We start from the raw sequence: 22,204 nt of genomic DNA, 5'->3' as shown, positions 1-22,204 counted from the left end.
AGAGGGGCATGAAGACCGAAACGCAAGAGTTGGGGTCTTCCTCACCCGGAACCCGCCGCAGGCTGATCTGCCACCGTTATGGCGACGGAAACGGGCCGGTGGTCTACCTTCAGGCCGGGCTTCATGCGGACGAGATGCCAGGCGTCCTTGTGCTGCAGCATCTCTTGCCGCTGCTTGACCGGGCCGACATGGAAGGGCGCATCCATGGCGAGGTACGCGTTGTACCGGTGGCCAACCCGCTGGGCCTTTCCCAATGGGCCTTCCAGCGCCCACTTGGTCGGATGGAGGCCGAGACACTGCACAATTTCAACCGCGGCTATCCCGATCTTTCGCTCTTGGTCGGCGACCGTGTGGAATCCAAACTTACAGACGATCCCGATGCCAACCGCGATGTGATTCGCGCCGCCTTCCGCGAGGCGCTGGCTGCGGAACTTTCACACGCCCGGACCGAGATGATCGAGGAACAGCTGACGCTCCTGTCCTGGTCCTGCGATGCGGACTACGTGCTGGATCTGCATTGCGATCACTTTGCGGTTTTGCACCTTTATGCCAGCCCTGCCCGTCCCGAGATCACCTCGCTCCTCTGCCGCGCGACCGGCGCAAGACTGGCGCTGATCGAAGCAGTGTCCGGCGGCCACGCTTTCGACGAGGCGAACACCGCCCCCTGGAAGCATCTGAAGGACCGGTTCGGCGACCGCTTTCCCATTCCATCGCCATGTTTCTCGACGACACTCGAGTATCGTGGCCAGTTTGACGTGGACGACGCCACTGCCGCTGAAGATGCCGCTAACCTTATGATATTTCTTGCCGGCATCGGTGTGGTGACCAATCAGGATGCGGCGCCTGCCTATCCTGATGCCCTGACCCTTCCGTTGGGCGGAGCGGCCGAGGTCTTCGCGCCGCAGGGGGGGATTGTGACCTGGACGGTCAGCCCCGGAGCCATGGTGCAACAGGGCGATGCAATCGCGCATGTGACCGAGCCGCTGACCAGGACGCGCCTGCCGGTTCTTGCTCCGACCAGTGGAATGGTGTTCCGGCAGGAGCTGTGGCGACCGTGCCTGCGCGGGGCAAGTCTTGCGCATATCGCTGGGGAAAGGATTGTCAGAACGGGTGATCTGCTGTCAGACTGAACGAACGTACAACAAGAAGACGACATCCAACGGGAGCAATGACAATGAGACGACTCATCGGAACGGCGCTGAGCGGCCTGATCCTGGCAGCTGCCCTCAGCTTCGGAAACCCTGTGCTGGCCGACGACACCCTTGATCGGGGTATTGGATCGGAATGGTCCTCGCTTGACCCCCATGTGAACTTCGATGCTGCGGCAGGCTGGATCCAGATGGACGCCTACGAGGGGCTGGTGACCTTCGACAGCACCGGCAAGGTCATCCCCGGCGCTGCCGAGAGCTGGGACGTGAGTGCAGATGGCAAGACCTGGACCTTCCATTTGCGCGATGGACTCAAGTGGTCCAACGGCGATCCGTTGGTCGCACAGGACTTCGTCAACGGTGTGATGCGGACACTCAATCCCGATACCGCATCGGAGAAGGGTTACTATTTCTACTCTGTGATCCAGGTGAAGGGCGCCAAGGCCATTGCCGATGGTGAAACCAAGGACCCGGCGACGCTAGGGTTCAAGGCACCCGACGACCGCACCGTCGTCGTCGAACTCGAGTCGCCCAACCCGCACATGCTTGACATCATGGGGGGCTTCCAGGTGCCGCCGCTCCACGGGCCGAGCTTTGAAGCGAACGGCGCGGCGGTGTTCATCGACCCGACAAAGGTCGTCAGCAATGGCGCCTATGTGATCAAGGAAGTCGTTCCGCAAAGCCATGTGTTGCTTGAGAAGAACCCGAACTACTGGGATGCGGCGAACGTCAAGATTCCGAAGGTCCGCTATCTTGTGACAGAAGACGTGAACACCGAGCTGAAGCGCTACCAGGCGGGCGAGATCGACATCACCTACGACATCCCAGTGAACCAGATCGAGGACCTGAAGGCCAGTGTGCCGGACCAGGTCTCGATCGGGCCTTCGACAGAGGTCACCTACTACAGCTTCAACCTGAAGCGTCCTCCGCTGGATAACATCGACGTGCGCAGGGCCCTGTCTCTTGCCATCGACCGCGAGACGCTTCAGGCCAAGATCGTAAAGGGCGGTGCGATTCCGAGCTATTCCTATGCAGGCGGCTTCGACCCTGACTATCACGGACCGCAGATCGCCGAGGCCACGATGACCCAGGCCGATCGCGACGCGATGGCGAAGGAACTGCTCGCGAAGGCCGGCTTCGGGCCCGACAATCCTCTGAAGCTCAAGATCGTCACCACGGTTGCCGAGGACCGTGTCCGTCTGGCGCAGGGCGTGGCGTTGATGTGGAAGAAGACCCTCGGGGTCGAGGCGAGCGTCGACTCGATGGAGCGCAAGGCCTGGCTCGATGCATTCTATGCCGGTGACTGGGACGTATTTGCCGACAACCTTGTCGGCGACTTCGCCGGGGCCGAGACATTCCTTGCCTATATGCGCCCGTCGGCAGAGCCCGGCTACAACTGGGTGAAGCCGGAATATGACGCCGCGATGGATGTGGCAGCGCAAGAGGTCGATCCGGCCGCTCGCAACGAGAAGCTGGCTGCGGCCGAGAAGATCCTGCTCGACGATACGATCTTTGCGCCGATCGCCATCGAGCCGACCCGGCACATGGTCAGCCCGAATGTGAAGGGCTGGGCGACCTCTGCCGCCGGCTACAACAACTCGCAGTTCCTGTCGCTCGAGTGATGGGCCGGGTGCGGGCGTGAAAACGCCCGCACCCCGTGCGCCTTGGAGGCCGGATGCTGCGGTTCATCGGAAAACGTCTTTGGGACGGCGGGCTGACTCTGGCGGCCTTGATCACGTTGACCTTCTTCGTCATGCGGCTCGCCCCAGGCGGACCCTTCTCGAAGTCGCGCAAGATCAGTCCCGAAGTGCTTGCGAATATCCAGAAGACCTATCATCTGGACGAGCCGGTCTGGATGCAGTTCGTGCGCTACGTGAAGGGACTGCTCACGTTCGACCTTGGTCCGTCGACCCGGTTTCGCGACTACGATGTCGGTGGCATCATCGCCTCGGGCCTGCCGTGGTCGGTCACGATCGGCATATGGGCGATCATAGTGGCGTCCCTCGTTGGCATTGCCCTTGGCGTTGCCGGCGCGATGCGGCGCAACAGCCCGACCGACTATGCGGCCGGAATCGTCGGCATCGTCGGGGTTGCCGTGCCGATCTTCGTTATCGGTCCGCTGATGCAAGTGATCTTCGCCCTGCGGCTTGGCTGGGTGCCAGTCGGGGGGATCGAGGGTGGCTGGCGGGCCCTGGTCCTGCCGATCCTCGTCCTGGCCCTGCCCAACATCGCCTACATTTCCCGCCTTACCCGGTCGTCGATGATCGAGACCCTGCGCGAGAACTACGTCCGGACTGCACGGGCCAAGGGGATCGGCGAGCGGCGCGTCGTCTGGGGCCATGTGCTGAAAGGAACGTTGTTGCCGGTCATTGCCTACCTTGGCCCGGCGACAGCAGCGATCATCACCGGCTCGATCCTTATAGAGACGATCTTTGCCCTGCCGGGGATCGGGCGGCATTTCGTCGATGCCGCGCTGAACCGCGACTATCCCTTGGTCATGGGGATCACGCTTCTCTATGGCGCGCTTCTGATCCTGCTGAACATCGTCACTGACCTGATCCGCGCCTGGATCGATCCGAGGTTGCGCAATGGCCGCTGAAACCGAAAACCTCTCGACGCTGCAACTGCAGTTTGCCCGGTTCCGCAGGAACCGTCTCGCGATCGCCTCGGTTTGGGTGCTGGCGCTGATCGTGCTGGCCTGTTTTCTTGGCCCCTTCCTGTTTCCGTTCACCGGTGAGGATGCGGATTTCGACTATATCTCGGCGCCGATCGACTTTTCGTCGCCGCACCTGTTCGGAACCGACGACTATGGCCGCGACCTCCTGGTACGCACCCTGGAAGGTGGCCGCGTTTCGCTCACGATAGGGTTTCTCGGTGCACTCGTCGCCGGCGGGATCGGTGTGCTTTACGGCGCGGTTGCGGGGTTCACCGGCGGGCGGACCGACAGCCTGATGATGCGGATGGTCGAAATCCTTTACGGCTTTCCCTACGTCATCCTCGTGATCCTGCTGAGCCTCTTGTTCGGAGGTGGCAACGTCGCCCTCTTTGCTGCCATTGTCTTCACCCTTTGGCTGACCCCTGCGGTGATCGTGCGCTCGCAGGCCGAGGGCCTCGCGCGGCGCGAATTCGTCGAGGCGGCGCGGGCGGGAGGCATGACCTCGACAGGGATCGTGTTGCGCCACATCGTCCCGAACTGCTTTTCGGTGGTCATCGTCTACGGCAGCCTGCTGGTGCCCGAGGTGATCCTTTCGGAAAGCTTCCTCTCCTTCCTCGGGATCGGCATCAAGGAACCTCAGGCCAGCTGGGGCAACCTCATCCAGACCGGAACCTCGGCGATGGATACCGATCTGCGGCTTCTGTTGCTGCCGGGGGCCTTCCTAGTTGCAGTGCTGCTTTGTCTCAACTTCATAGCGGATGGGCTGCGCGATGCCTTCGACCCCAATGACCGCTGACGCGCTCCTCTCGGTCCGCGACCTGCGCGTGACCTTCCGCCTGCCGCAGGCCGAGATCCGCGCGGTCGACGGCGTGAGCTTCGACCTGAACCGGGGCGAGGTGCTGGGGATCGTCGGCGAAAGCGGGTCGGGGAAAAGCCAGATCCTGTTCGCGCTGATGGGACTTCTGGCTGGCAATGGCCGTACCGCGGGCGAGGCGATGTTCGGCGGGCGCAACCTGCTTGCCCTGTCACCGCGCGAGCTGGACCGGGTTCGCGGGTCCGAGATGTCGATCGTGTTCCAGGATCCGATGACGGCGCTCAATCCCTATAAGAGGGTGGGCGACCAGTTGGCCGAGGGGCTGATCGTGCATCGGGGCCTTTCGCGCGACGCGGCCTGGAAGGAAGCCGTCGCGATGCTCGACCGGGTGCGTATCCCTGACCCGGTGGCGCGAGCCAAGGCTTATCCGCACCAGTTCTCGGGCGGGATGCGGCAGCGGGTCATGATCGCGATGGCTCTCCTGATGAAACCCGCGATCCTGCTGGCAGACGAGCCGACCACCGCACTCGACGTGACGATCCAGGCGCAGGTGCTGGATCTGATCGCAGAGCTTGCGCGGGAAACGGGAACAGCGGTGATCCTTGTGACCCATGATCTTGGTGTCGTGGCGCGGGCGTGCGACAGGGTGCTGGTGCTTTACGGCGGGCAGGTGATGGAGGAGGCGGCAATCGACACGCTCTTCGATCGTCCCCGCCATCCCTACACGCAGGGTCTGCTCGAAGCGATGCCCCGCCTTGAAGGGGAAGAAACGGCGCGGCTTGGCACCATCCCGGGTACGCCGTCGGCACGACGCGGCCCAGGCTGCCCCTTTGCCCCGCGCTGCGACCGAAGCATTGCGATCTGCAGCCAGGAAGCGCCCATGCTCCTCACGAACGGCAGTCACCGGATCGCGTGCCATGTGGAGGGTGCCGATGCCGCTGCTTGAAGTCGATCGGCTCGATGTCGGCTATACGATCCCCGGTGAGGGCCTGTTGTCGCGGCCCCGCATCCTGCCCATCGTTCGGGAGGCGTCGTTCGATCTCGACGCGGGTCGGACGCTTGGTATCGTTGGCGAATCCGGGTGCGGCAAGTCCACTCTCGGGCGGGCCATCCTGCGGCTGAACAAGCCGACCGGCGGCAAGGTGATCTGGCAGGGCGAAGACATGGCGTCCCTTCCCGCCGAGACGCTGCGGCGGAAGCGGGCCGAGCTTCAGATCATCTTCCAGGATCCGCTCGCCGCCCTGGATCCGCGGATGACCGTTCTCGCATCTGTCACGCGGCCACTCGTCACCTTCGCGCCGGGCCTGTCGCGCAGGGACCGCGAGGTGAAGGCGCGCGAGGCGCTGGAACGCGTTGGCCTCGGCCCGGATTTTCTTGGCCGTTACCCTCACGAATTGTCGGGCGGTCAGGCGCAGCGGGTGGGCATTGCCCGCGCCCTAGTCGGCGGGCCGAAGCTTGTCGTCTGCGATGAACCGGTGTCGGCACTGGATGTTTCTGTTCAGGCGCAGGTGGTCAACCTGCTGATGGACTTACAGGACCAATTGGGGCTCGCGCTTATCTTCATCTCGCACAACCTCGCGGTCGTGCGGCAGATGGCGCATGAGGTGGTGGTTATGTGCCTTGGCCGGGTGGTCGAGAAGGCGCCGCGCCGGGCCTTCTTCGACAGGCCCCTGCATCCCTATTCCCGCGCGCTTATGGATGCGGTCCCGGAGCCCGACCCGAAGCGAGAGCGGGCACGGCGCGGCACGGCGATCACCGGCGAGATCCCGTCGGTGCTGAACCCGCCGGCCGGCTGTGTCTTCGCCACCCGCTGCCCGCTGGTGCAGCCGCGTTGCCACAAGGAGCGGCCGGAACTGCGCGGCTTTGCCGGGGGCCGACAGGCCGCATGCCATTTCATCGAAGGTGCAACATGACGACCGCTGCCTCTCTCTGGGCCTCACTGCCGCAGATCACCCATGTCCATGCCAGCGGCGATGGAAGATGGGCCTTCTGGTGCTGGGCAGGGATGAGCGAGACCGAGGATGTCTGGTGCGCCCCTACGGACGGCTCTGCCCCGCCGGAGAGGTTGACCGAGGGGCAGGACCACTTCCTGATCCGCGATGTCAGCCGCGACGGCATGCTGCTTATCCTTGCCCAGTCGATCCATGCCAACGAGCATGACCACCTTCTGCTTCTCGATCGCCGGGATGGAAGCCTGCGGCAGATGACGCCCACGCAGAATACACATTACGTCTTCGGCGGGCGGTTCACGGCAGATGAACGGGCGATCATCTTCACCTCGAACTTCGACTACCTGCGCAGGGAAGAGTTCGAGGGTGTCGCCGTCTGGCGGATGGACCTTGCAAGCGGCGCAATTGCCGAACTAGCCCGCGCCGGCTCGCCGTTCGAGACGGGGCCGCTGCCCTCACCCTCGCGCCGGCAATGGCTCTGGACCCGGCACGAATTCGCGCCTGGGGGCGACCAGCTCTGGGTGCTGAACGAGGATGGCAGTGACCTGCGCGAGGTGCTGAACCTTGGCCCGACGAACCACATCCGCGCCGACTGGCTGGACGAGGACCGGCTCGCGGTGGTTGCCGATGTCGACGGGCGGGACCGGGTGGGTGTGCTGACGCTATCTTCCGGGCAGATGGTGTGGCTGGCGGGCGAGCCGCAACTGTTCCCCCACGATGTGCTGCCGGGCGAAGGCGGGCGCTTTGCCTGCATCGTCCATGATCAGTCGTGGAGCCGCGCGGTGGTCTTTGGTCCGAATGGGAATTGGCAGCCCTTGCCGAATACCTCGGGCCGCCGGAGCCTGCTGCCGCTTGCTTCCCTGCCAGATGGCGGTTGGCTGGCTGAGGCCTACGATGCCGATGCGCCGCACGAACTTGTGCGGCTTCTGCCGGATGGCGGCTGTCTGCCGCTCGCACGTGCGCCAGAAGAGCCTGGACGGCTTTACCTTGCTCCCGAGGATTTCCGCTGGACCGGGCCGGACGGGTTGCCGATGCAGGGCTGGCTCTACCGCCCGGAGGGGAGGCCAAAGGGGCTGATCGCCTATGTCCATGGCGGGCCGACCTGGCATTCCGAGGACTGGGTGAACCCAAAGATCGGCTTCTGGGTGCAATCGGGCTTTGCCGTGCTCGATTCCAACTATCGCGGATCGACCGGTTTCGGCTTCGCGCATCGCGAGGCGGTGAAGGACGACGGCTGGGGCGGGCGCGAACAGGCCGACATCCGTGCTGGGATCGAGGCGGCGTTGGCGGCCGGTATCCCCGGCCCGGTCGCGGTGGCCGGCAACTCCTATGGTGGCTTTTCAAGCTGGGTCGCGATCACCCGCCACGCCGATCTGGTGACGGCGGCGATCCCGATGTGCGGGATGTACAAGCTCGACATCGATTATCATGCGACCGAGATGCCCTGGGGCCGCGCCTACTCGGAAGAGATGATGGGCGGCTCGCCCGAGGAATTCCCCGAGAAATACGCCAATGCTTCGCCCGGCAACTTCATCGACCGGATCCGCGGGCATGTCATGGTGGTGCACGGTCTGGCGGACTCGAATGTCGGACCTGAGAACACCCATGTCGCGATCCGCGAGATGACCGATGCCGGCATCCCGCACGAGGTGATGCTGTTCGGGAACGAGGGGCACGGGGTTTTCCGCCGCTCGAATGTCGAGACCTACCTGCAGCGGAGTCTCGACTTCCTGAACCGGGCCTTCGCCGAAGGGATGCGCTGATGCTGAAGGACTTCTTCGTGACCGGCCCCTTCGACGACGGCGATCCAGTGACCGGGCACTACTACGAGACAGCCTCGAACGTCCCTGACCGAGCGCAGGTCTGGGGCTATTCCGACCGGCTGTCCTATGCGCCCGGTGACCGGCTGGCGCTTCATGTCATGGGCAAGGGGCCGACCGCGCGGCTGGTGATCCGGCGGGATGGGATCAAGCCGCAAACGGTTCTGGAGCGGGAAATCGCCTGCGGTTTCGTACCTACGCCTGCCGACTGCTCGGAACGCGGCTGTGGCTGGCCTGAGGCCCTCGCGCTGACCATTCCGACCGATTGGCGAAGCGGGGTCTATGCGTTCAGCCTGACGGTGCCCGGCCATACCTCCGAAGGAATGTTCGTGGTCCGGGCGGCGAAGCCCACGGCGAAGATCCTGATGCTGCTCGCGACCGGGACATGGTGCGCCTACAACGACTGGGGCGGGTCCAACCACTATCAGGGTCTGAGCGGAACGAGGGGTGACGATTTCGCTGCCGAGGTGTCGATCCATCGCCCCTGGGCCAAGGGCTTTGTCCGCTGGCCCGACGATGCGCCGCGCATTCCGCATGAGTCTCCCCTGCTGCGGAAGCCAGAATATCCGCATATGGATTATGCCCGTGCCAACGGCATCTCGAAGAAATACGCCTCTTCCGGCTGGGCGGCCTTCGAGAAACCATTCGCCTTGTGGTGCGAGGAACAGGGCATAGCGCTGGACTACGCCACGCAGCACGACCTGCATCGCGACCCGGCGCTGGCGGACGGCTATGAACGGATGCTGATCGTCGGCCACGACGAATACTGGACATGGGAGATGCGCGACCATCTCGACGCGTGGCTCGACCGGGGGGGCAAGCTTGCACGTTTTGCCGGGAACTTCTTCTGGCAGACGCGGCTGTCGGACGACCTTGCCACCCAGATCTGCTACAAGTACCGCGCGCCGAAGGAGGACCCGACGCAGGACCTCAGTCGCCTGACGAACTACTGGGATAATCCCAAGACCGGCCGCCCGGCGGTCGCGACGATGGGGCTGACAGGAGCGATGGGGGTCTATGCCGGATGGAGCCGCTGCGCCGCGCATGGCACAGGCGGTTTCATCCTGTATCGCCCCCAGCACTGGAGCCTGACCGACAGCGGCCTTGGCTATGGCGACGTGCTGGGCCGGGACAGCCGCATCTTCGCCTATGAGGTCGACGGGATCGACTACACGATGGACCAAGGACTGCCTTATCCGGCCGAAGGAACCGGACTGGCGGGCGATCTGACCATCGTCGCGCTGTCGCCCGCCACGACGCTGTCCCATTCGACCGGCGCACATGATGCCGACCCCTTCATCGGCACGCTTGATGCCGAGGAGGTGGCGCTGAATGTCTATGGCGCGGTCACGCCCGAAACGGTCGGCCGCGCCTCGCGCGGCAACGGCTGCATCGCCGAGTACCGACGCGGCAAGGGGGCCGTCTACAACGCGGCGTCCTGCGAGTGGGTGGCGGGCCTCATCAAGCATGATGCACCCGTCGAGCGGGTCACGCGCCGGGTGTTGACCGGCGCGTGGGGCTAGTCAGAGTTCCAGGATCACCTCGAATCCGCCGTAAATCATCCGCTTACCGTCAAAGGGCAACTGTCTGCCGCCATCCTGCATGATGGGTTCTTCCATCATCGCCTTCCAAGCTCCGTCGCGCACGGTCTTGGAGGGCCATGTCACCCAGGAAAAGACCACGCTCTCATCGGGTGCTTTTTTCACCGCCATCGGAAACGAGGTGAGAACGCCATCTGGCACGTCATCGCCCCAGCACTCCACAACCTTTGTCGCCCCATGCTTTATGAACAACGCGTCGATCTCGCGGGCGTGCTTCAGAAAGGCATCCTTGTTGGCGTTTGGAACTGCAGCGACAAATCCGTCGATATAGGCCATTATCTCCTCCTGCTGCTGATGCCGAAATATCGGTTCGTCGGTCATTCGGGCGTGCGGCCCGGCCCGGGTTCGTTAAAGGCCCAGTCAAGGCCGAACGGGTCGCGGACGCGACCATAGCGATCTCCCCAGAACTCCAGCTTCACAGGATGCGTTCCTTCGCACCCCGCATCGACGGCCCGCTGCCACCACCCATCGGCATCGGCGACGATCAATTGCAGCGTCAGCCCCTGCGACGTGGCGGCCTGCGCGGCAGGCATGTCTGCCGCCTCGGGGAAAGGGTCGCTCAGCATCAGGGTGCCGCCGTTTATCTCGAGCATGATGTTCATGACACGCCCATCCTGCCCCTTTACGGTCTGTCCGACCTGTCGGGCCGCAAAGGCATCGCGGTAGAGTTCCGCAGCCTTTTCGGCGCCGTCGATGGCGAGATAGGGGATGACGCCCTGCATCAGCCGTTGGAAATCGGTAGTCCCGGTCATGGTGAGCCCTCCTTTGGCTGCGGAAAAAGGAAGTTGAGATACCGCCTGAGGTGATCCAGCGCGTCGTGCACAGGTTCGGCATCGCCCTTGCCCTTGGCCAGGATGAAGGCGCCTTGCAGCACCGTCTGCGTGTGCAGGGCGAGGCTTCTGGCAGACGGACATCCCATGATGCCGTAAAGGTCGATCGCCGCCTGGAAATCCGGCTCGAGCGTCGCCGCATGGCCGGTGATCGAGGCATAACTCGCCTCACCCACCGGCGGATGGCAGTCGTAGGTTTCCTGCAGGAGCGTGCCGGCGAGACAGGTGAAATCGGGAACACCGCCAGCAGCCAATGTCGCGCGCAGGTCGAGATAGCCGTAAATCCGCTCCAGCGGATCAGGCAGGTCGTGATAGGCGGCTGCGGCGAACAGAGTGCCCGTGATTTCCGACCAGTAGCGGGCTGCTGCGACGCCCAGATCCTCTTTGCTGCGGAAATGGTGGAAAAACGCGCCCTTCGTCACCCCAGACGCGGCGCAAAGCTCGTCGACCGATGTGGCGGCGAAGCCGCGGCGCCTGATCAACGACAGTGCAGCTGTCAGAAGTCTGGTCCGGGTGCTTGGCGTTGTGGAGCGAATCTCATTCATGAAGCTAGCATACCAACCAGTCGGTATGGAGCCAAACCCAATTGTCAGACTGGGCGGGGGTTGTGCCTGCCAACGGTGCTGCCAATATGGAGACCATGAGACCCCAAACGCATTTGCCGATGCCTTTCCGGCGTGCCGATCGACTGGCGCGGGCCTGACCGCATGGCCAGAAAGACGGGGGCACGGCGGATCCTGCGGCGTCGATCAGGTGAGGCGAAACAGCGGGAACGGCTGTCCGAGATGCTCACCCGGATCGCAAACGATCCATCGCGCGAGCGGATTTCGGTCGGCGATCTTCTGGATGTCATGAACCTGCGGGCCTTTGGCGCGCTGATCCTGATCTTCGGTTTCCCGAACATGCTGCCAGCACCGCCCGGCCTTGCCGGTGTTCTCGGGCTGCCGCTGATCTTTCTGTCCTTCCAGATGATGCTGGGCCGGTTGCCCTACCTGCCGAAATTCATCACCCGTCAATCGACGTCGCGCGAGGCCTATCGGGCGATCGTCGAGCGCGCGGCGCCGTGGCTTGCCCGGGCCGAGCGTCTCTTGAAGCAACGGTTGAGCCTGCTGACCTCGCCGGTCTTCGAGCGGTTTCTGGGCCTAGTCTGCCTGATCCTGTCGCTGGTTCTGGTTCTGCCCATCCCCTTCGGCAACATGCTGCCCGCATTCGCGCTTTGCGTCATCGCACTTGGTCTACTGGAGCGTGACGGTTTGTGGGTTCTGGCCGGACTGACCTTGGCTTGCGCAGCCCTGGCGATCGTTGGGGGTATAGCCTATGCGGTGGTCAAGTCGGCGGTCTTCGTGCTTTTGAATGCCTTCTGAGAAACGCCTGCGATTTTTCGCTGTCGCCCCCTTGCCATCGAACAGGCCACGCTCCATCTCGCATCACGCGGGCCGGGCCCCTCTGACGACACTGTGTCGTGATGTCGGACCGCATCGAGTGCGCTCGGTGTCCGCCCGGTAACTCCACGAAGATGGGGAAGGCAGGCGTCAAGCGCGATCGGAAATTGCGAGAGGACGCGAATGGAAACCCTGCTCTACACAATGTTCCTGGGCACGCCGATGTGGTTGTGGCTCACCTTCATCGGTATCGTTCTGGCGCTTCTGGTCTTTGACCTGGGTGTCCTGAACCGTGAGGATCACGAGATCGGTGTCCGTGAAAGCCTGAAGCTTTCGGCACTTTATATCAGTCTTGGCGTCGCCTTCGGCGGCTTCGTCTGGTTCCAGTTCGGAGCAAATTCGGCTGCCGAATACATGACGGCTTTCGTGGTGGAAAAGACACTGGCGCTGGACAACGTCTTTGTCATCGCGCTGATCTTCAGCTTTTTCGCCATCCCGCGCGCCTATCAGCACCGCGTGCTATTCTGGGGCATTCTGGGGGTCATCGTGCTTCGGGGCATCATGATCGGGGTAGGGGCGACGCTGGTCGCCCAGTATGGCTGGGTGCTTTACCTCTTCGCGGCGTTCCTGATCTTTACCGGCATCAAGATGCTGGTCACCGACGAAAAGGAGACCGATCTGAGCGAGAACCCGGTGCTGAAGTTCCTGCGCAAGCATTTCCGGGTGACCGACAAACTGCATGGCCATGCCTTCTTCGTGCGTGAGGCCGATCCCAAGACGGGCAAGGTTGTCCGCTGGATGACGCCGCTGTTTCTTGCACTGGTCCTGATCGAGATCGCCGACCTCGTCTTCGCCGTCGACTCGGTGCCTGCCGTCTTTGCCATCACGACTGACCCCTACATCGTCTACACCTCGAACATCTTTGCCATCCTTGGCCTACGCGCGCTCTATTTCGCGCTGGCCGCGGTTCTGCATCGCTTCCATTACCTGAAACATGCTCTGGCCATCCTGCTGGTCTTCATCGGTTCGAAGATCTTCGTCGCCGATCTGATGGGATGGGAGAAGTTCCCTGCGTCCTGGTCGCTTGCGGTGACGTTTGGCATCCTCGGGGCAGGAACGATCTATTCGCTGTGGCGCAGCCGCCGAGAGGTCGCGGCAGGCTGAACTCACACCCACTGCGTTCGCGATGCGGCATCTGCTGACGCCGATGCCGCATCGCAGAATCATCTTGCGGGGTAACTGGGGTGCCGGTAAAGTTTCAGTGATCGTGGCTGTCACACGATCGATACAGGAGCTTGTTCCGGCCAGTGCGGGAGCAATAGGCGATGAAAGCGTTTGCTGATCTGCCTGCTACCGGCTGTAGACCGCAGCTATCCCCCAAATGACCAAAAACCACTCACAAGATCGGCATCCGCCGAAAGAGCGCCAGTTGCCGCTTTTCGATGACGGCGAATTGGACATCGCGACTTTCCTGCGGGATGAATCCGAAGAAAAACACGAGCATGCCGCCCCAACAGGTGTGGCAGCACTGACGCTTGGTGCCCTGGGTGTCGTCTACGGCGACATCGGTACCAGCCCGATCTACGCCTTTCGCGAGGCTCTGGGTCCGGTCGCGAAGGACGGGCTGCAGCAGTCCGAGGTTCTGGGGCTGCTGTCGCTCATCATCTGGACACTCATCATCGTTGTGACGGTCAAGTACGTGATGTTGCTCTTGCGTGCCGACAACCGAGGCGAGGGCGGCGTCCTGGCGCTGTACACGTTGGCCCGCCTTGCAATCGGCAGGAGGTCGCTTCCGGTTCTGATGCTGGCCGTCGCGGGGGCGGCGCTCTTCGCGGGCGACGCGATCATCACACCGGCCATTTCGGTGCTATCGGCTGTCGAAGGGACAGAACTCATCCTGCCCTCGATGGAGGAGTTCGTCGTTCCGATCACGGTCGGCATCCTTCTTGCACTCTTCGTGGTGCAGCGAAGCGGGACAGGGTCAATCGCCTTCGCCTTCGGACCGATTACGGCGATCTGGTTCCTGGTGCTTGCATGGCTCGGTCTGACCGAGATCGTGAGCGCGCCGGTGGTTCTGACGGCGTTCAACCCGGTGCTTTCCGTAACGTTCCTGATGGATCACCTGGGAGTTGCGTTCATCGTACTGGGCGCCGTGTTTCTTTCGGTCACTGGCGCAGAGGCACTTTACGCCGATCTTGGCCATTTCGGACGGCGGCCGATCAGGCTTGCATGGTTCCTTATGGTCTTCCCGGCCCTCGTGCTGAACTATCTCGGGCAGGGTGCACTCGTGCTCACCCGACCCGAGGCAATCAGCAATCCGTTCTTCCTGCTGGCATCTGAAACGACCTTGCCGTTCCTTGTGGCGCTGGCAACGATGGCGACCGTAATCGCAGCGCAGGCGGTGATTTCGGGCGCCTATTCTATGGCGCGGGCTGCGGTGCAACTCGGCCTGCTGCCACGGGTTACGATCCGTCATACCTCACACGACCAGAGTGGTCAGATCTATATCGGGTCGGTCAACTGGGCCATGCTCTTTGGTGTACTCTGGCTGGTGCTGAGCTTCGGTTCATCCAGCGCGTTGGCATCTGCATATGGCATCGCTGTGACGGGCACGATGATCGTGACGACGCTGCTCGGTATCATCTTCATCGTTGCATCGGGGCGTCTGACGCTTGGGACGGCGATCTTGTTCGCTCTGCCAATTGCCGTTCTCGAACTGGCCTTCCTTTCGTCGAACCTGGTCAAGGTCGAGGAGGGTGGATATGTGCCGCTGATGGTCGCTGCGGCGATGGGGCTTATCATGTGGGCCTGGTGGCGTGGTTCACAGAACGTGCTGGCCAAGGCGCACAAGCAACTTGTCGGTCTTGAAGGGTTCGTCCGTTCGATGGGACACAGTTCGGTGCATATCTGTCCCGGCACGGCCTTCTTCCTGACGCCCGATCCGACGGTCGTGCCGTCGGCCCTGCTGCACAACCTCAAGCACAACCGCGTCCTGCACGACCAGACGGTCATCCTTACCGTGGAAACGCTCCGGACGCCGGTCGCCGCGCCCGAGGAACGGGCGACCTGGGAACGACTGGGCGAGCATTTCGGGCGGCTGACCCTGAGGTTCGGGTTCATGGAGACACCGAACATCAGCAGGTCCATGGCGCTTGCCCGGCGGGCAGGGCTCAAGTTCGACGTGATGAGCTCGAGCTTCTTCCTTGGCCGCCGCCGTCCCGTTGTGACCGGGCCGATCGGTATCGAGCGACTGCTGGACCAGATTTACGCGCTTCTGTCGCGCTTCTCGGCCGATCCGACGGACTATTATCACCTGCCGAGGGATCGTGTCGTAGAGCTAGGAGAGCGGGTGGCCGTCTAAGCCCTTGCCGGGCCTGGCCATTCCGTCCAAGTTGGCGCAATAGGGGGAGCAATACTATGGATTTGCTGCAACTGCTACAGTCGCAACTGCTGGATCCTTTTCGTGTGGGCCTGATCGTCGCACTTATGTTCACGCAGATGCGGACGGCGGGTTCAACGGGAGCGATCATGCCCCTGGCGTTCGGCGTCCTATTCGTAGCGGTGATCGCGCCGATGACGCATGGCGGCGTCGGACTTCTGCCCGACCTTCGGACCTTCCTGGTGGGGATCGTGTCCAATATCATTCTGCTGGCGATCGTCTACGCTATTCGTGCCGTCGTCATGCGAACGAAGGGCTAAACCCCTGCGGCAAGAAGGCGACGCATCTGGTCGCGCAGGTCCTTCAGTTCGAAAGGCTTGCTGACAAAGCCGTCTGCGCCAAGATCTGTTCCACGCCGGCGTTCGCCCGCGGGACCTCGGGCGGTCATCAGCAGTATCTTGATGTGGGACAACTCGCGGTCGTCCCGGACGCTGCGGCAGATGTCGTAGCCGGAGATTCCAGGCACAGTAGCATCAAGAAGAACAAGATCGGGACGGAACTTGCGGATGCGCTCAATTGCTGCGGACCCGCTGGCGACACGGTCTTGGTCCAGACCTTCGCGTGAGATCAGGTATTCAAGTGCTGTGGCGATACCGTCGTCATGTTCAACAACGAGGACCCTCTTCAATCTGCTCCCGGACATCGCGACCTCCCGTCGGACGTGTCGGCGCGGTCCCTTAGTGACCGGTCGTCATAAGACCAAAATGGTGCCCCCGAATTGCTCCGGGGGCACCAAGTTCAGGGGGAAATCAACGACGGTTGAACTCGTCGGAGAAGATGTCCCGTTGATGCGTCTGCGGCACGAAGATCAGGCCGATGATGAACGTACCAGCAGCCACGATGATGGCATACCAGAGACCCGAGTAGACGTTACCCACCTGCAGAGCGATCGCGGCTGCGGTCGCAGGAAGTAGGCCCCCGAACCAGCCGTTACCGATGTGGTAGGGCAACGACATGCCAGAGTAGCGGATGCGGGTCGGGAACAGTTCGACCAGAGCCGCGGCGATCGGACCGTAGACCATCGTCACCAGCAGGATCAGGTACCACAGCACGACGATCAGCTTGAGCGACTGCGCCTTAAACACGTCACCGAACGACGCGATCTTTACGACGGTGGTGTTTTCGGCCGCGACCATCGGATAGCCGGCGCCGATCAGTGCCGCGTTCACGGCTTTGCTGAAGTCGGCCTTCGCCGTTTTCGCGGCTGCCTCGTCCATGCCAGCGGTGTCGACGCCCGGGATCACGGTGCCGTTCACGGAGACCGAGGCCGGGGTACCGGCAGGGGCATCAACCGTGGTGTAGTTCACCGCCGCAGCGCCGAGCAGAGCTTTCGCCTGGTCGCAGGAGGTGGTGAACTTGGCCGTTCCGACCGGGTTGAACTGGAACGAGCACTCGTTCGGGTCGGCGGTCACTATGACCTGCGCGCTGCGCTGCGCGGCGTCGAGGGCTGGGTTGGCGGTGGCCAGGATGTACTTGAACACCGGGAAGTAGGTCACGCAGGCCAGAAGAAGGCCAGCGAGGATGACCGGCTTGCGGCCGATCTTGTCGGAAAGCGAGCCGAAGTAGACGAAGAACATTGTGCCGAGCGCCAGCGCCACAGCGATCAGGATGTTGGCGGTGAAACTGTCCACCTTGGCGACGCTTTGCAGGAAGAACAGGGCGTAGAATTGACCCGAGTACCACACCACAGCCTGCCCGGCGACGAGGCCGAGCAGAGCGATGACTGCGAACTTGGCATTCTTCCACTGGCCGAAAGCTTCACGCAGCGGCGCCTTCGAGGTCGCGCCTTCCGCCTTCATCTTCTTGAACACCGGGCTTTCTTCCATCGTCAGGCGGATATAGAGCGAAACGCCCAGAAGAGCCGCCGAAAGCAGGAACGGAATACGCCAGCCCCAAGACTGGAAAGCGGTGACCATCGTGGGTTTGCCATCGGGACCCATTACCGGCTGTCCGTCCTTCAGCAGTTCGGTCGGAGCCCAGCCGCTGTTGACGATGCTGGTGACGACAAGGATGACGATCAGCGACAGGAACAGGCCAAGCGTCGCGGTGGTCTGGATCCAGCTGGTGTAGTAGCCGCGGCGTCCGTTCGGGGCGTGTTCGGCGACATAGACTGCCGCACCGCCGTATTCACCTCCAAGCGCGAGGCCCTGCAGCATGCGCAGCGCGATCAGGATGATCGGCGCGGCGATGCCGATGGATTCCGAGCCGGGCAAAAGACCGACGATGAAGGTCGACAGACCCATGATGAGGATCGTCACGAGGAAGGTGTATTTCCGGCCGATCAGGTCGCCGAGCGAACCAAAGACCAATGCGCCGAACGGACGGACGAGGAAGCCCGCGGCAAAGGCGAGAAGGGCGAAGATGCCCTGTGTCGCCTCGGGGAAAGCCGAGAAGAACTGGGCGCCGATGATCTTGGCAAGCGATCCATAGAGATAGAAGTCGTACCATTCGAAGACTGTGCCCAGAGACGAGGCAAGAATGACCTTCTTTTCCTCGGCTGTCATCGGGCGGGCGCGGTCGACCTTGGCGGCCGACGGTTTCGCTGTCATGTCCGTTCCTCCTTGTTATCCGACCTTCCGGCCGGCCAGTTCCCCGGTTTGAGACCGCAGTTGGGCTTGGCGCCGGGCAAACCTCTCCCGGTCCCGGCGATGGCCGGGTTGGCGCGCCGCAGCACGATTTCCGCTGTCTCCCCCACTTCTCCATCGTGCCCGACCGTGCCGGACACGATCCTCCCTTCAGGCCGTCACGCGGTTCACGATGGCCCCGAGCGCCTGGCGGATCGCCGGGATGGTTTCCATCGCGTCGATGCGTTCCAGGAGCCCCTTGCCCTCGTAATAGGCGATGAGCGGCGCCGTCTGGTCGTGATAGGCATGAAGCCTGGCACGGACCGTTTCGGCATTGTCGTCGGCCCGGCGCTTGAACTCCGTGCCGCCGCATTTGTCGCAAGTTCCCGCAACGGCGGGATGCTTGAAGCTGTCGTGATAGCCCTCGCCGCACTGGGCGCAGGTGAAGCGGCCCGAGACGCGATCAACCATCGCCTCGTCGTCCACTTCCATGCTGATGGCGGCCGTCACGCCCTGGCCGGTCTCGGCCAGAAGTACGTCCAGTGCGCGTGCCTGCACTGCCGTGCGCGGGAAACCGTCAAGGACGACCCCGGCTGCGGTATCGGGCTGGGCGAGGCGTTCCTTAAGGATGGCAAGAACGATTTCGTCCGAGACAAGACCGCCCGCCTCCATGACCGCCTTCGCGGCGAGGCCGGCTGGCGTACCCGCGCCAACTGCCGCCCGCAGCAAGTCGCCAGTCGACAGCTGAACCAGGCCGAAATCCTCTTGCAGGATTCGGGCCTGGGTTCCCTTGCCGGCCCCGGGCGGTCCGAGAAGAATGAAAACCGGTGCAGCCATGTGCCGATCAGCCCCGGTTCATGCGGTTGTCGATCAGCTCGTCCACCACGCCCGGGTCGGCGAGGGTCGAGGTGTCGCCGAGACTGCCGAAGTCGTTCTCGGCGATCTTGCGCAGGATGCGGCGCATGATCTTGCCCGAACGGGTCTTGGGCAGGCCGGGGGCCCACTGGATCAGGTCGGGCTTGGCAATCGGGCCGATCTCGGTCCGGACCCAGCCTTCGAGTTCCTTCCGCAAGGCGTCGGTCGGCTCGACCCCGTTCATCAGGGTGACATAGGCGTAGATGCCCTGGCCCTTGATGTCATGCGGATAGCCGACAACGGCGGCTTCGGCGACCTTCGGATGGGCGACGAGGGCGCTTTCGACCTCGGCGGTGCCCATACGGTGGCCCGAGACGTTGATGACGTCATCGACGCGGCCCGTGATCCAGTAGTAGCCGTCCTTGTCGCGGCGGCAGCCGTCACCGGTGAAGTAGTAGCCGCGATACTGGCCGAAGTAGGCTTCCTGGAAGCGCTGGTGATCGCCCCAGAGGGTGCGCATCTGGCCCGGCCAGCTGTCGGCGATGCAGAGCACGCCTTCGGTCTCGGTTTCTTCCTGAACCTTGGCGTTGCTCGGGTCGAGGATCACCGGTTTGACGCCAAAGAACGGCTTGGTGGCCGAACCCGGTTTCTGCGGGATCGCGCCCGGAAGCGGGGTGATGAGGTGTCCGCCAGTCTCAGTCTGCCAGAAAGTGTCGACGATCGGGCAGCGGCCCTTGCCGACATGGGTGTTGTACCAGTTCCAGGCTTCCGGGTTGATCGGCTCACCCACCGAGCCCAGCAGGCGCAGGGACGACAGGTCGTGCTTTTCGACCCACTCGGCCCCAAGCCCCATCAGCGAACGGATTGCGGTGGGAGCAGTGTAGAACTGTGTCACCTTGTGCTTGGCGCAGACTTCCCAGAAGCGGCCGGCATCCGGGAAGGTCGGCACGCCCTCGAACATGATGGTCGTCGCGCCGTTCGCGAGCGGGCCGTAGATGATGTAGCTGTGGCCGGTCACCCAACCCACATCGGCGGTGCACCAGAACACATCGCCCTCGTGGTAATCGAAGGTGATCTGGTGGGTCATCGAGGCATAGACGAGGTAGCCGCCCGAAGTATGGACGACGCCCTTCGGCTTGCCGGTCGAGCCCGAGGTGTAAAGGATGAAGAGCGGGTCCTCGGCCCCCATCTCGGTATAGGCGCAATAGGGTGCGGCCCAGGCCATTTCCGCGTTCACGTCGAAGTCGCGGCCTTCGCGCCACGAGGTCTGGTCGCCGGTGTGCTTCACGACGAGGCATTTCACATGGTCGTCGCAATGCAGGAGCGCGGCATCGGCATTGGCCTTGAGCGGGGTCTTCTTGCCGCCGCGCGGCGCGTAGTCTGCGGTGATGAGGATACGCGCCTCGCTGTCGTTGATGCGGTTGGCCAGGGCGTCGGGCGAGAAACCTGCGAAGACTATGGAATGAATGGCGCCGATGCGGGCGCAGGCCAGCATCGCATATGCGGCTTCCGGGATCATCGGCAGGTACAGAACGACCCGGTCGCCCTTCTTGACGCCATGCGCCTTGAGCACGTTCGCCATGCGGCACACATTCTCGAGCAGGTCAGCATAAGAGATGTGTTTTGCGGGCTGGCTGGGGTCATCCGGTTCCCAGATTATTGCGTTCTGGTTGCCGCGCCGGGCGACGTGACGATCGATGCAGTTGGCCGAGACGTTCAGTTTTCCGTCCTCGAACCACTTGATCGACACCTGGCCAAAGGTGAAGTCGGTGTTCTTGACCTTGGTATAGTCCTGGATCCAGTCGATCCGTTTGCCATGCTCGCCCCAGAATGCATCCGGGTCGGCGATCGAGGCGGCATACATCTTTTCGTATTTGGCCGCGTCGATATGCGCCTTCGCCACGAATTCAGGCGATGCCGGATAAACGACTTCGGTTTGGGACTGATTGGTCATGATGCTCCTCCGACTTTCGGGGTCGACATCAATCCAGTCCTTCGCCCCCACTGGCACTTTAGCGCGTTTGTGAAGTAAATTGTAAGTATTTTATTAAGAAGCATTTTTTTGAAAATAATTTGACTATGGGTGCGGATCATCTGTAAATTTCTTGCATCTCTGATCGCGCTAACATCAGCCAATTCAAAGCTGTGGAGATTCACAGCAGACCCGTGTTGAACCGCGTGGATGACGTCTCGCAGACGCCGGCGCGCCAGACGGGCCCATCAGGCCGACAGGCTGGTTCTTGCCGGGTGCCCGTTCCGGCAACTCGCGAGGCGCGATTCACCTGTCGGCTGATTCGCAGGCGCGGCGAGCGGTCGCGGTCTTGGGCAATTGCCGCAACCGGAAGCCACGCATAGGCTGCGGGAGGGGGAAGCCGGGGGTCTACCGGTGGAGGGAGGAGACGGGATGCGATTGGCGATCCTGACGGACATCCACGGCAATCGGGAGGCCTTTTCTGCCGTGCTTGCAGACGTGGAGCAGCGGGCGATTGATCGCATTGTCCTGCTGGGAGACATTGTGGGATATGGCCCTGATCCAGAATGGTGTGCGGATAAGGCTGCCGCTCTGGTCGAGGCCGGTGCAATCGCCGTTCAGGGCAACCACGACAACGCCGTGGGCGATCGTGCCGAGTCGATGGGAAAAGTGGCCGCGGCGGCGATGGACTGGACCAGGCCACGCATGAACGAGGCCCAACGCAAGTTCCTCGCTGCATTGCCGCTGACGCAAGAGCTGGGTGACATCCTTTTTGTTCATGCAAGTGCCAACGATCCTGGCGACTGGATCTACGTGACGGGCGCTCAGCGGGCGATGGGCAGTTTCCGCGTCTGCACCTCGCGCCTGATCTTCTGCGGGCATGTCCATGTACCCGCGCTGATTTCATGCGGCCTTACCGGGCAGGTCCAGGAACATGAGTTCCGGATCGGTGCTGCCGTGCCGCTGATCCGTTCGCGGCGTTGGATCGTGGTCGTCGGGTCGGTGGGTCAGCCGCGCGATCGAAGTCCCGAGGCAGCCTATGCAATTCTGGACACCGGCACGAATGAACTGAGCTTCCGACGTGTCGCCTACGACGTGGCGTCGACCGCAGCAAAGATACGGGCAACTGGGTTGCCCGAGGTGCTGGCGACCCGTCTGCTGAAAGGGGAATAGG

At 62.8% G+C, this 22,204-nt stretch carries 20 protein-coding genes; 13 read left to right on the top strand and 7 right to left on the bottom strand.

The annotated features are described in order from the left end of the window. The first annotated feature begins 8 nt into the window (after positions 1 to 8). Genes L0V05_RS03590 through L0V05_RS03555 form a run of 8 tightly spaced genes read left to right on the top strand, consistent with a single transcriptional unit; the run spans position 9 to position 9,910 of the window. Positions 9 to 1,130 carry a M14 family metallopeptidase gene (locus tag L0V05_RS03590; RefSeq protein ID WP_234868587.1) on the top strand — a complete coding sequence of 374 codons (1,122 nt, stop codon included), beginning with the start codon at positions 9 to 11 and terminating at the stop codon, positions 1,128 to 1,130. A 44-nt stretch (positions 1,131 to 1,174) separates the two neighbouring features. Next, a complete protein-coding gene (locus L0V05_RS03585; RefSeq protein WP_234868585.1) occupies positions 1,175 to 2,770 on the top strand; it encodes a peptide ABC transporter substrate-binding protein in 1,596 nt (531 codons plus the stop codon). Positions 2,771 to 2,823: 53 nt separating this feature from the next. Continuing rightward, positions 2,824 to 3,747: an ABC transporter permease gene (locus L0V05_RS03580; RefSeq protein ID WP_234868583.1), complete on the top strand. Its 924-nt coding sequence runs from the start codon at positions 2,824 to 2,826 to the stop codon at positions 3,745 to 3,747. After that, the gene (locus tag L0V05_RS03575) at positions 3,737 to 4,600 is read left to right on the top strand and encodes an ABC transporter permease subunit (protein ID WP_234868581.1); all 864 of its coding nucleotides are present in this window, start codon (positions 3,737 to 3,739) and stop codon (positions 4,598 to 4,600) included. Before L0V05_RS03580 ends, L0V05_RS03575 begins: the two co-directional genes overlap by 11 nt. Beyond that, the gene (locus L0V05_RS03570; RefSeq protein ID WP_234868579.1) at positions 4,575 to 5,564 is read left to right on the top strand and encodes an ABC transporter ATP-binding protein; all 990 of its coding nucleotides are present in this window, start codon (positions 4,575 to 4,577) and stop codon (positions 5,562 to 5,564) included. The genes L0V05_RS03575 and L0V05_RS03570 overlap by 26 nt, the downstream gene beginning before the upstream one ends. Then, on the top strand, positions 5,551 to 6,531 hold the full coding sequence (locus L0V05_RS03565; RefSeq protein WP_234868578.1) for an ABC transporter ATP-binding protein: 981 nt from the start codon (positions 5,551 to 5,553) through the stop codon (positions 6,529 to 6,531). The genes L0V05_RS03570 and L0V05_RS03565 overlap by 14 nt, the downstream gene beginning before the upstream one ends. Further along, on the top strand, positions 6,528 to 8,330 hold the full coding sequence (locus L0V05_RS03560; RefSeq protein WP_234868576.1) for a S9 family peptidase: 1,803 nt from the start codon (positions 6,528 to 6,530) through the stop codon (positions 8,328 to 8,330). Before L0V05_RS03565 ends, L0V05_RS03560 begins: the two co-directional genes overlap by 4 nt. Next, entirely contained in the window at positions 8,330 to 9,910 is a 1,581-nt protein-coding gene (locus L0V05_RS03555) for a N,N-dimethylformamidase beta subunit family domain-containing protein (RefSeq protein ID WP_234868574.1), read from the top strand. The genes L0V05_RS03560 and L0V05_RS03555 overlap by 1 nt, the downstream gene beginning before the upstream one ends. Here the strand turns inward: L0V05_RS03555 and L0V05_RS03550 are convergent, their stop codons facing one another. From L0V05_RS03550 to L0V05_RS03540, 3 genes are read right to left on the bottom strand one after another with little or no spacing between them, the layout of a single operon-like run. Further along, the gene (locus L0V05_RS03550; RefSeq protein WP_234868572.1) at positions 9,911 to 10,264 is read right to left on the bottom strand and encodes a DUF1428 domain-containing protein; all 354 of its coding nucleotides are present in this window, start codon (positions 10,262 to 10,264) and stop codon (positions 9,911 to 9,913) included. A 41-nt stretch (positions 10,265 to 10,305) separates the two neighbouring features. After that, positions 10,306 to 10,740: a VOC family protein gene (locus tag L0V05_RS03545; protein WP_234868570.1), complete on the bottom strand. Its 435-nt coding sequence runs from the start codon at positions 10,738 to 10,740 to the stop codon at positions 10,306 to 10,308. Further along, on the bottom strand, positions 10,737 to 11,363 hold the full coding sequence (locus tag L0V05_RS03540) for a TetR/AcrR family transcriptional regulator (RefSeq protein WP_255683611.1): 627 nt from the start codon (positions 11,361 to 11,363) through the stop codon (positions 10,737 to 10,739). Before L0V05_RS03540 ends, L0V05_RS03545 begins: the two co-directional genes overlap by 4 nt. Before the next feature lie 162 nt (positions 11,364 to 11,525). Between L0V05_RS03540 and L0V05_RS03535 the strand changes: the two genes are divergently transcribed. From L0V05_RS03535 to L0V05_RS03520, 4 genes are all read left to right on the top strand, one after another. Next, on the top strand, positions 11,526 to 12,182 hold the full coding sequence (locus tag L0V05_RS03535) for an exopolysaccharide biosynthesis protein (protein WP_234868565.1): 657 nt from the start codon (positions 11,526 to 11,528) through the stop codon (positions 12,180 to 12,182). 201 nt (positions 12,183 to 12,383) lie between these two features. After that, positions 12,384 to 13,364 (top strand): TerC family protein, encoded by a 981-nt coding sequence (locus L0V05_RS03530; protein WP_234868563.1) that lies wholly within the window; start codon positions 12,384 to 12,386, stop codon positions 13,362 to 13,364. A gap of 265 nt (positions 13,365 to 13,629) precedes the next feature. Further along, positions 13,630 to 15,561 (top strand): potassium transporter Kup, encoded by a 1,932-nt coding sequence (locus L0V05_RS03525; protein ID WP_234868561.1) that lies wholly within the window; start codon positions 13,630 to 13,632, stop codon positions 15,559 to 15,561. Positions 15,562 to 15,617: 56 nt separating this feature from the next. Beyond that, a complete protein-coding gene (locus L0V05_RS03520) occupies positions 15,618 to 15,899 on the top strand; it encodes a hypothetical protein (protein ID WP_234868559.1) in 282 nt (93 codons plus the stop codon). Here the strand turns inward: L0V05_RS03520 and L0V05_RS03515 are convergent. The 4 genes from L0V05_RS03515 to acs all read right to left on the bottom strand — a co-directional run bounded on the left by L0V05_RS03515 (position 15,896) and on the right by acs (position 21,012). Continuing rightward, positions 15,896 to 16,282 (bottom strand): response regulator, encoded by a 387-nt coding sequence (locus L0V05_RS03515; protein WP_234868556.1) that lies wholly within the window; start codon positions 16,280 to 16,282, stop codon positions 15,896 to 15,898. The two genes, L0V05_RS03520 and L0V05_RS03515, sit on opposite strands and share 4 nt — an antisense overlap. 106 nt (positions 16,283 to 16,388) lie before the next feature. Beyond that, entirely contained in the window at positions 16,389 to 18,188 is a 1,800-nt protein-coding gene (locus L0V05_RS03510; protein WP_234868553.1) for an MFS transporter, read from the bottom strand. A gap of 186 nt (positions 18,189 to 18,374) precedes the next feature. Next, on the bottom strand, positions 18,375 to 19,040 hold the full coding sequence (locus L0V05_RS03505; RefSeq protein ID WP_234868551.1) for an adenylate kinase: 666 nt from the start codon (positions 19,038 to 19,040) through the stop codon (positions 18,375 to 18,377). Between the two features lie 7 nt (positions 19,041 to 19,047). Beyond that, positions 19,048 to 21,012, bottom strand: coding sequence for an acetate--CoA ligase (gene acs / locus L0V05_RS03500; protein ID WP_234868548.1), 1,965 nt, complete (start codon positions 21,010 to 21,012; stop codon positions 19,048 to 19,050). Positions 21,013 to 21,462: 450 nt separating this feature from the next. Here acs and L0V05_RS03495 point away from each other — a divergent pair, with 450 nt between their 5' ends. After that, on the top strand, positions 21,463 to 22,203 hold the full coding sequence (locus L0V05_RS03495) for a metallophosphoesterase family protein (RefSeq protein ID WP_234868546.1): 741 nt from the start codon (positions 21,463 to 21,465) through the stop codon (positions 22,201 to 22,203). Position 22,204 lies beyond the last annotated feature (1 nt).

Origin of the sequence: Alitabrizicola rongguiensis, from assembly GCF_021491355.1 — a bacterium.
GTDB classification, from domain to species: Bacteria; Pseudomonadota; Alphaproteobacteria; order Rhodobacterales; family Rhodobacteraceae; genus Aliitabrizicola; species Aliitabrizicola rongguiensis.
This window is presented reverse-complemented; position numbering and strand designations above follow the sequence as displayed.